Annotated in this window: 9 protein-coding genes and 1 pseudogene; all 10 read right to left on the reverse strand. The window is 71.3% G+C overall.

Going from position 1 to position 9570, the window contains the following annotated elements; genetic code table 11:
* Positions 1-5 precede the first annotated feature (5 nt).
* A complete protein-coding gene (locus CVO76_RS13590) occupies positions 6-1007 on the reverse strand; it encodes an acetamidase/formamidase family protein (RefSeq protein ID WP_208739658.1) in 1002 nt (333 codons plus the stop codon).
* 64 nt (positions 1008-1071) lie between these two features.
* Complete coding sequence (locus CVO76_RS13595; protein WP_208739659.1) at positions 1072-1560, reverse strand: SRPBCC family protein; 489 nt, start codon at positions 1558-1560, stop codon at positions 1072-1074.
* The gene (locus CVO76_RS13600) at positions 1557-1901 is read right to left on the reverse strand and encodes an ArsR/SmtB family transcription factor (RefSeq protein ID WP_208739661.1); all 345 of its coding nucleotides are present in this window, start codon (positions 1899-1901) and stop codon (positions 1557-1559) included. Before CVO76_RS13600 ends, CVO76_RS13595 begins: the two co-directional genes overlap by 4 nt.
* A gap of 133 nt (positions 1902-2034) precedes the next feature.
* Positions 2035-2802, reverse strand: coding sequence for a DUF4386 domain-containing protein (locus tag CVO76_RS13605; protein ID WP_208739663.1), 768 nt, complete (start codon positions 2800-2802; stop codon positions 2035-2037).
* The gene (locus CVO76_RS13610; protein WP_208739665.1) at positions 2799-3101 is read right to left on the reverse strand and encodes a hypothetical protein; all 303 of its coding nucleotides are present in this window, start codon (positions 3099-3101) and stop codon (positions 2799-2801) included. Before CVO76_RS13610 ends, CVO76_RS13605 begins: the two co-directional genes overlap by 4 nt.
* Positions 3102-3442: 341 nt before the next feature.
* Entirely contained in the window at positions 3443-6172 is a 2730-nt protein-coding gene (locus CVO76_RS13615) for a LuxR C-terminal-related transcriptional regulator (RefSeq protein ID WP_208739667.1), read from the reverse strand.
* A gap of 139 nt (positions 6173-6311) precedes the next feature.
* Complete coding sequence (gene sigJ / locus CVO76_RS13620; RefSeq protein ID WP_244185985.1) at positions 6312-7220, reverse strand: RNA polymerase sigma factor SigJ; 909 nt, start codon at positions 7218-7220, stop codon at positions 6312-6314.
* Positions 7221-7225: 5 nt separating this feature from the next.
* Positions 7226-8365, reverse strand: a complete 1140-nt coding sequence (locus CVO76_RS13625; RefSeq protein ID WP_208739669.1) for an NAD(P)/FAD-dependent oxidoreductase — start codon at positions 8363-8365, stop codon at positions 7226-7228.
* A gap of 173 nt (positions 8366-8538) precedes the next feature.
* A complete protein-coding gene (locus CVO76_RS13630) occupies positions 8539-8898 on the reverse strand; it encodes a nuclear transport factor 2 family protein (RefSeq protein WP_208739670.1) in 360 nt (119 codons plus the stop codon).
* 156 nt (positions 8899-9054) lie between these two features.
* Positions 9055-9570 (reverse strand): annotated as a pseudogene (locus CVO76_RS13635) (pyridine nucleotide-disulfide oxidoreductase); the annotation flags it as partial.

Below are 9570 nucleotides of genomic sequence, written 5' to 3' on the forward strand. Positions count from 1 at the left end.
TCGGGTCAGCGGAGCTCGGCGGCCTGCCGCCGGAGGTGGGCATGGAGTCCGCCATAGGCGTCGACGGCGGGGAAGAGCGCCTTGGGTGCCTTCACGACGACGCTGTAGTTGGCGTCGACCGCGTTGGCGATCGGGGCGAGCGCGGTCTGCGTCAGGAGCTGGTAGGCGTCGAGGTGGTGCAGCCCGAAGAGGTCGCCGAACCACCGCACCATCTCGAGTTGGCCGATACGCCACGAGTCCTCCATGGGGCGGGAGGACCCGACGGCCATCCAGTGGTAGTCGGTCTCGAGCCGCGGCCAGGACGGCGCACCGCCCTTGATGAGTTCCACGATGATCGTCGAGTGCATGGCGCCCTCGACGGCGGTGCCGCAGGCCTCCCCCTCGCCCTGGCGATAGTGTCCGTCGCCGATGGAGAACAGCGCACCCTCGACATTCACGCCGAGGTAGACCGTGGTGCCGGGCTTGACGTCCGGCGCGTCCATGTTGCCGCCGAACCGCTCCGGTACGAGCGAGGAGCGCACCTCACCCCCGGGCGGCGCGACGCCGACGGTGCCGAGCATCGGCTCGAGCGGGAGCGCCACCTCGAAGTCCCCGAGCCGCGACTGGAAGCCGACCGTCCGGCGCTCGGTGTCGACCTGGTAGATCCACGTGATGTCCGGCAACGGCTCCTGCAGGGTGGCGGTGCGGTCGGTACTGGTCAGCCCTCCGAAGAACGGGATGGTGGCCGAGGCACCGTACGAGCGGGCCGGCGTGAGGTCCACGATGTGCAGCGCGAGGGTGTCACCGGGTTCGGCGCCCTCCACGTGGAACGGGCCGGTCTGCGGATTGATGAAGTTGAGGTCCACCTTCTCGCCGGACACGTCGTCCAGTGAGGTCAGCGCATTGTTGAAGGCGTCCTCGGACCAGAGTCGGAGTGCGGTGCCGGGCCGGACGGTCAGCACGGGTGCGCTGCCACCGAAGGTGTACACGAGCTGGTCCCGCCGAGGGTGGTACTCGATGATCTCCATGACCGGATGCTACGGGGCAGCCCCTGCCCGGACAAGGGCCGGGACCACCCCGCGGCCGGCCGGGTCACCTCGCGACGGAGAGGGAGGAGAGCAGGTCGTCGAGACGCTCGTAGCCTTCGTTGACGCCGGTCTCCATGCCGCTGCTGATCATCGCGTCACGCGCCTCCACAGCGAGGAACACGGAACGCCCGGAGCATCTCGTCCGCCCGTCGCCGAGGTCCTCGAACGTCATGCTCTCGAGGCTGACATGGTGCGGCGCACCGTCGAACTCGAACGTCTGGATGATCCGTTCCGGCGCGATCACGGTGTGGAAGATGCCGCGGAAGCCGTAGGCGTTGCCTTCGCCGTCGCGATGTGTGTAGGCATAGATGCCGCCTGTCACGGCGTCGAAGTCCACGATCTCCGTGGTGATGCGGTGCGGGCCGAGCCACTGCCGCACGAGGTCCGGCTCGGTGAACGCCCGGAAGACGAGGTCCCGCGGGGCGTCGAACTCGCGGACGATGTCGACGAACGGCTGGTCCGGTTGCGCGGCGATGGAGATTGGATTGCTCATGATCGTTCCTTGCTGTGCTGGTCCTTCAGGGTCGAGAGGACGCCGTCGAGCCGTCGGTACTGCCGCTCGGCCTCCAGGCGATAGGTGTCGATCCAGCCCGTCAGCGCTTCGAGTGCGGCCGGATCGAGGTGGCAGGGACGGCGTTGCCCGTCCCGCGTGCGGGTGATGAGGCCGGCCTGCTCGAGCACCTGGATGTGCTTCGAGACGGCCTGCTTGGTGATCGCGAACGGCTCCGCCAGTTCGTTGACGGTGGCGGAACTGCGCGACAGTCGCGCGATGATGGCCCTTCGGGCCGGATCCGCGAGCGCCGAGAAGGCGGCATCGAGGGTGTCGTCCTCCATGATCCACCTCCTCGTTGATCAACCATTTGGTTGATTACATCAGTGTAGGACGGGGCCCTGCCGTCCACAAGGCTTCTGCTGCCGGAGGATGCCGTCGTCATCACCCGCCCGGACGTCCTGCCCGGTGCAGCTCCTACAGAGCCGGCGGGACAGTCGCGGCACCCCTGCGGACCGGCGCCGGAACGGCGAGCGCCAGGTCCTGCGTGATCGGCGTGGAGCGGAAGCCCCTGGTGATCAGCCACAGGCCCAGGGAGAACTCCCAGAGCGCGAGCAGGAGTGCGCCGAGCCCGGACAGCAGGGACACCGGCCCCCAGAGCCCGAACAGCAGCCCTGCCACGGACGCCACCAGCAGCGGTGCTCCGAGGAATCCGAGTACCGGGAGGATGCGGGGCACGAGCCTCGAACGGTACATCAGCGACCCCAGCAGCAGGGCGTTCACGGCCGGGAGGAAACCCTGTCCGAGGGCCGTGGTCCAGGTGTGCAGGGCGAGCAAGGCCTGGCCTGTGACCAGCGCATCGTCTCCCGCCCCGGCCTGCCGGAGGCTGACGATGGCGAGGAGCGCGACGACGCCGGCGAAGATCGTCGCGGCCTCCAGCACCCGCACGGCGACGAACCCGAGCGCGACCCCTTCGTTCTGCCGCCTGATTACCGGGTACAGGGCGACGCCGGTTCCGATGCAGGCGAGGGCGACGATGATCTCGAGGACGCCGCCGACGATCACGGAGGTGTCCGGGCCGGGGCCGGCGATGTAGCCGGGGTCCGATCGCACCGGGCCGTAGAGGGCGAGCGTCGGGATCGAGACGAACGTGATCAGATAGAGCGCCCCCGCGGTGAGCGAGGTCTTGCGCAGGGAGCTCAGGGGCGCTCGTCGCACAGTTGTTTTGGGCTGGTGGGTGGTCATGGCGTGTTCTCCTGGGTCGGTTGTCCGGGTGGGGTGGAGGCGTCGGCCTGGGAAGCCGGCCCCGCGGACCGGATCCGGACGACGGACACCAGCGGCAACCCGGTGTCGCGTACTTTCCGGAGCAGGCCGTGCAGGCCGGCCTGGTCGGTCGGCGGACTGCGGAGGACGGCGGTGCCGTCGTCCTCGTTGGTCAGGGCGACGACGTCGAACCAGGCGATCCAGCGGGGAGCCAGATGCCCGGTGAGCCGGATCTCGAAGCATCCGGAGCCGTCGTGCCGTCCGATGGATTCCTCGCTCATGGCATTCCCTCCGCATCGTGTGACCGGACCGGCCTCGGCATGTTCCGTCGTCCTTCTCGAACGGTAGGGGGAGACCTGATGAGCGCGCGTCACCACATGTGGTGAGAGCCGTGGTGATTTGCTCGTCGCCGCGTGGGCCGGAGGCGCGGGGGCAGCGCCCACGTAGGCCGGAAGCTCGTGGGCCGGAGGCGCGGGGGCCGGAGGCGCATGGGCAGCGCCCGCGTGGGCCGGAGGCGCGTGGGCCGGAGGCGCGTGGGCCGGAGGCGCATGGGCAGCGCCCGCGTAGGCCGGAGGCGCATGGGCCGGAGGCGCATGGGCAGCGCCCGCGTAGGCCGGGCCGGCTAGCGGCCGGTGGAGTGCACGATCAGGTCGAGCTCTCTCGCCCGGCGGACCGCTGCACGGCGATTGGTCACGCCCAGCTTGGTGTAGATGTGCCGTGTGTGGGTCCGCAGGGTATTCAGGGACACCATGAGTTCCCGGGCGATGTCCGGACCGTCGAGGTCCGTTCCGAGCAGCCGGAGGACCTCCAGTTCCCGGTCGCTCAGGGGTTCGATCAACCCCGGGTTCCCGGGGGCGGCCTGGTCGACGTCGTCCCCGCTCGTGAGCAGGCGGCGGAGCTGGACCGACGACGGCTGCTGCTTCGCGGCAGCCCTGAGCAGGGAGGCCATCGGGGCGCCCTCGTCGAGGAAGACCCGGACGTGACCCTCCGGCCCGGCCAGCGTCAGAGCCCGCTGCAGTGGTGCGAGCGCGGCGGCAAGGTCACCCCGCAGGTGCCCCGCGGATGCCTGCAGCACGAGGATCTCGATGATGCTGCCGGTCCGCCCGCCGTCCTCCGCCGCGTCGAGGAGCCGCCCCAGCAGTCGGGTGGCCTCGTCGAGGGGGTGTACCGAGCCCTCCGCCGTGGATCGGGCCAGCAGTACCCGGGCGAGGGTGATGTGCTCGAACTCGCGGATGTAGCTGAGCTCGTCGTCCGGCGACAGACCGCGGTCCCGCACCCACCCGAGCGCATCGCCTACCCGTCCCTGCGCTACCCGGATCCGCGCCTTGAGCGCCGCGACCGGCCGCACGTCGGGGAAGTAGTCGCCGACGTAGAGCCGCTCCGCCGTGTCGAGCAGGTCGAACGCGCCGGCGAGGTCTCCTTCCGCCTCCCGGATCCGCGCCATCGCGACGCGGCGGCGGTAGAGGTTCTGCGGCAGCTCGCTGCCGGCGCCCAGCTCCTGGCTGCGCGCCAGGTGCCGGGCCGCTCCCTGCAGGTCGCCGCGCTCCCGGCAGATCCCGCTCAGGCCCACGTACATGTCGGCGGTTCCACGGAGCACCGGATCACGCCCGGTGGCAGCGTTCGCCAGCGCCTGTTCGTAGGTGCGCATCGCGTCGTCGAGGCGGCCCTGGGCGAGCCGGATGTCCGCCAGCGCAATAGCGCATCCGAAGGTGTCCGCGACATGGCCGGCGCGGTACAGGCCGGCCATGCTGTCCGCGTACACGCCGTGGGCCGCCTCGAGCTGCCCGGTCCCCCAGTAGGCGAGCCCCAGCAATCCGCGTGCGGCGGCACGGCTCAGGTGGTCGTCCGTCGGCGCGAGGGCGAGCGCATGCCGGGCATGCCCGATCGTCCCGGCGATGTCGCCTACACCGAGTGCCAACGCCGCACGGTACACCGCGATCGTCTCCGGGAGGCGGCGGAACTGCTCGGGATCGACGACGACCATCGCGGGCCCGCCGTCGTCCGCGGCAGTGGCCGAAGGATCCAGCCAGCGCTCGACGTCCTGCAGCCGGGCCTCGACTCCCCCGATCTCACCACCGACGAGCAGCGCACCGGCCAGGCCCACGCCGAGCACCGGCCTGCAGCGGACCACGTCGTCGGGAAGCACCGTCGACCAGGCGCGCAGCAGGGCCTCCTGCCGGTCCTGCCGGATCGCGGGGACCGCCCGTTCGATCAGGCCCGCGGCCCGTTCGACATCTCCGGCTGCCAGGGCATGGCGGATCGCGTCGGCCGCCGCCCCGTTCTGCTCGTACCAGGTACTCGCCCGCCGATGCAGGCCCGGGAGCTCCTCACCGCGCTCCTCGACAAGGCGCGCCTGCAGGACATCCGCGAAGAGCTGGTGATAGCGGTAGGACTGACGGTGGTTGTCCAGCGGCACCAGGAACAGGTTCGCCCGTTCCAGCGCGGCCAGGCGGAGCCTGCCGTCGTCCTGCCCCGTGACGGCGTCGCACAGGGGTCCGTTCAGCCGTTCCAGGACGGAGGTCCGGAGCAGGAAGTCCCGGACGTCGTCGGGTTGGTTCAGCAGGACCTCCTCGGTCAGGAAATCGACGATGTAGCGGTCGTCCCCGGCGAAATCGGCGATGAACGCGGTGGGGTCCTCCCGGCCCTGCATCGACAGTGCGGCGAGCTGGAGTGCCGCGATCCACCCCTCGGTACGGGTGCCAAGTGCTGCCACGTCCTCGACGCCCAAGCCGAGGCCCATGGAACCGTTGAGGTACGACGCCGCCTCGCTCCCGGTGAAGCGGAGGTCGGCGGCGCGGAGCTCGAGCAGCTCGCCCCGTGCCCGCAGCCTCGCCAGGGGCAGCACCGGATCGGCCCGCCCGCCGAGGACGAGGTGCACGTGCGGAGGCAGGTGGGCCACCAGGAAGGCGATGCCCTCCTGGATCTCCCGGGCCTCGATGACGTGGTAGTCGTCGAGGACCAGGACGACGTCACCGGAGACGGCGCGGAGGTCGTTGAGGAGGGTGCCCAGCACGAAGTCGGTGGATGGCTGCGCCGATCCGAGCAGCGAGAGCGCGACGGCGCCGACGCCGCTGGATGCCGTCTCCAGCGCAGTGACGAGGTAGGTCCAGAACCGTGCGGGATCGTTGTCGCCCTGGTCGAGCGAGAGCCACGCCGTCGACCAGCCGGCGGCGGCGAGGGACTCGAGCCAGCCGGCCAGCAGCGTCGTCTTGCCGAACCCTGCCGGAGCCGACACGAGCGTGAGCGTGCACTCCGTGCCACGCTCCAGGAGCCCGTCCACCCTCGGACGCTCCGTCACGCCGCGACGTCGGAGGGGGACGCGCAGCTTGGCGTCGAGAAGCGGTCCCGCCATGGTCGTGTTCCTTCCCCGAGGATTCCTTCGGCCGGACGGCCCCGGCCACGGGTTCCGGTCCCGAGGACCTCCGGCGCTCGCCGCACGGCGTCGACCGTGTGCACGAGCCGCGGCCGGACAGCCGCCGCCCACCTCGAGACTAGCGCGGGAGAGGTGATGGACGTCCCACCGGCTCGGGCATCGCCGGCTCGCGCAGCTTGTCGGGATTGCGCACGAGGTAGACACCCGTGATCCTGCCCCGGCCGTCCACCGCCACGCCGACGGTCAGCTCCAGGCGGGTACCGGAACGGATGAGGATCCCCGGGCCACCGTTGAGCGGACCGATGACCACGGTCAGGTCCGGCGTCGGCGTGAGCGCGATCCTCAGCAGGAATGCCGCGATGGCCCCTGCTCCCACGATCGGCTTGCGGGCCGCGACGACCTTCCCGCCGCCGTCGGACAGCAGCACGGCGTCCGGAGCCAGGACGTCCATCAACGCCTGGAGGTCGCCCGTCGCGACGGCGTCGAGGAAGGCGGTGAGCGCCAGGGCAGTGTCCTCGGCGACGGTCGGCGTTCGGTCGCCGGCCGTGAGCCGCGTCCGGGCCCGGAGGGCGATCTGCCGGACCGCCGCCTGGGTCTTGCCGACCGCCTCGGCGATGGCAGCATAGGGCAGCCCGAAGACGTCCCGGAGCAGGAAGACCGCCCGCTGCTCCGGTGTGGCCTGCTGGAGCAGTACGGACAGCGCATAGGTCAGCTGCTCCTTCATCAGGAGTCGCTGCTCCGGACCCTCGCCGTCGGTCACCAGGGGCTCGGGCAGCCACGGCCCGGGGTAGTCCTCCCGGCGCCGGGCCACCGTCCGCAGCGCATTGAGGGCGGTCCTCCCGGCGATCGTCGCGAGGTACGCCTTCGGTGACCGGATCCCGTCCAGGTCCACCCCCGCCCAGCGCAGGTAGGTCTCCTGGACGACGTCGTCGGCATCGGCACGCGTGCCGAGGATCTCGTACGCGATGGCGAAGACCATCGACCGGTGCGTCGTGAACAGCTCGTCCTGCTCCGTCGAAGGGGCCACGTCCCTCAGCCTACGGGCAGGCGCGGGCCCGCCGGCCACCGGTAGGAACCCGGTGTCGAAGCCTCCCCCGCAAGCCAGGTCACGGTCATCCTGCAGATCTGCTCCTTGGTCCACCCGCCGGCCCGTCCCGCCAGCGCCCAGGGGCGGGGCGAGTCATCAGGACGCACGAAGCGCACGTGCCCCTGCCCCGACCCGAGGTCGAGGCATTGGAGGACGTACCCCAGGTCGATCGCCGACGGTTCGCGGCCGCCGAGGCGGGCGAGCACGGAGTCCGCGGCATGGGCGCCGAGCGGGAGGGCCGTCGCGCACGAGGCCCGCAGGTGCGCAGCGGCCGGTCCTGCCACGGAGACGGCGTCACCGGCCCCCAGGATGCGCTCGTGTCCGGGCACCGTGAGGGTCCCGTCGACCAGCAGTCGTCCGTCGCCGGTCACGGGGAGCCGGCTGTCGGCGGCAAGGGACGGTACGGCGAACCCGGCCGTCCAGATCGTCGCGGGGGCCGCCGGGCGGCTTCCCTCCCCCGTGGTGATCGCTCCCGTCATCCGGTCGACCGTCCCGCTCTCGACGGCGATGCCCAGGCGCCGGAGGCGGCGGCCCACGGCGGGATGTCCCGTGAGCGGATGCATCGAGCCCGACGGCGACACGATGGTGATGTGCAGGTCGGGCCTCGCCAGTGCGACCGCGCAGGCCACCTCGACGCCGGTCGGACCGGCCCCGGCCACCGTGACGGCTGATCCCGGGCGGAGCTCGCCGATCGCCGTGCGGGTGGCGCGTGCCGCCTCGGGATCGGTCACCGACAACAGGGACGTCGATGTCTCGCCGCTGCCCACCGCGTACACCAGCCAGTCGAAACTCAGGGGCTCCCGGCCCGCCAGCCCGATGCTGCGTCGGTCGGCGTCGATGCGGAGCGCCCGGGCCGGCAGGTGGCGTACCCGGGGGTTCAGCACGTCCGTCCAGGGCACGTCCGCCGATGCCCGCCTGCCGGCACCGAGCTGGTGCAGCCGGATCCGCTCCGTGAACCCGGGTGCGGGGTCGACCAGGGTCACCTCGAGGGGGGTGTGTGCACGCCTGCTCCCCGCCAGCCGGTTCGCCGCCATCACCCCCGCATAGCCGCCGCCGACCACCACTGCACGTACCCTCCCGGACATGATGCCTCGCTTCCTCAGGAATTGCTGACACCGACAAGACACCGGCCACCGCTGCTTTGTGACACCCGCCCCGGGGAAGGCCCCGATCGCCGAAGCGGGCTCAGCCCGGGAAGGCCCCGATCGCCGAAGCGCGGACTCAGCCCGGGGTGGTGCCGGAGCGCCGAAGCGCGGGCTCAGCCCGGGGTGGTGCCAAAGCGCCGGACGGCTCCCCCGAAGTACACCTCCACCTCGTGCACCAGGCCGTCGCGCACACGGCTCGCCTCGACGTTGCGGTAGGTGCGGCCGTCGACGTCGTACTCGTACCGGTGCAGGACGACGCCGCCGACCTCGGTGAGCTGGAGGGTCACCGCCGGCCTGTCGAAATGATCCGCCGACGGGAAGCACCGCTCCAGCCAGGCGTCCTTGTCGAGGTGGTCGTCCTGCGGGCTGGTGAAGGCGAAGCCGTCCGCCATCAGCGACTCCGCTGCGGCCCGGTCCTGCTCCTGGAATGCGCGGACGAACCGCCGCACGGTCTCCTGGGGTGTGAGGTCCATGCACCGATCCTCATCGGTGCGGGCACCCCTGTCCAGAGCACGGTGGAACGTCCTGCCCGGCCGGGACCGGCGGCGCCGTGCACCGGTGCCGTCCAACGGCGCCCGTCCACCGGCGCCGTCCACCGGTGCCCTCCAGCGGTGCCGTCCGGCCTCGGCTCAGGCACGCCCCTTCAGGATGAGCTTCCAGTAGACCTGCGGCAGCACGACCCGCTCGAGGATGTAGGTCAGCCGCCGCTCGCGGGCGAGGTTGTCCCAGCCGGGCACCGTGGGCATCGGCGAGTACTTGTCGTCGAACTCGGAGAACACCACGGTGTTGCGGCTGACCACGAAGGGGCACGCCGAGTAGTGGTTGTACTGCATGGTGGGCTTGCGGCCCCTGAGCACTAACTTGAGGTTCTTGGCGAGGACCTTCGTCTGCATCCGCAGAGCCGCTCCGGACTTCGAGTTGAGCGTCGACGCCGCGTCCCCGAGGGACCAAATGTCGGGGAAGCGCGGATGCCGCAGGATCACCGGGTCCACCTCGACGAAGCCTTCGCGGCTGCCGGGCGCCGGCAGGTCCGTGGTCTTGAGCCACTCCGGCGCGGACTGCGGCGGCACGGCATGGAGGACGTCGTAGCGGATCGTCTCGATGGGACTGCCGGCGGGAGTGCCCGTGGGCCCCAGGGAATAGCG

This window comes from Arthrobacter agilis, from assembly GCF_002953615.1.
Lineage (GTDB): Bacteria > Actinomycetota > Actinomycetes > Actinomycetales > Micrococcaceae > Arthrobacter_D > Arthrobacter_D agilis_B.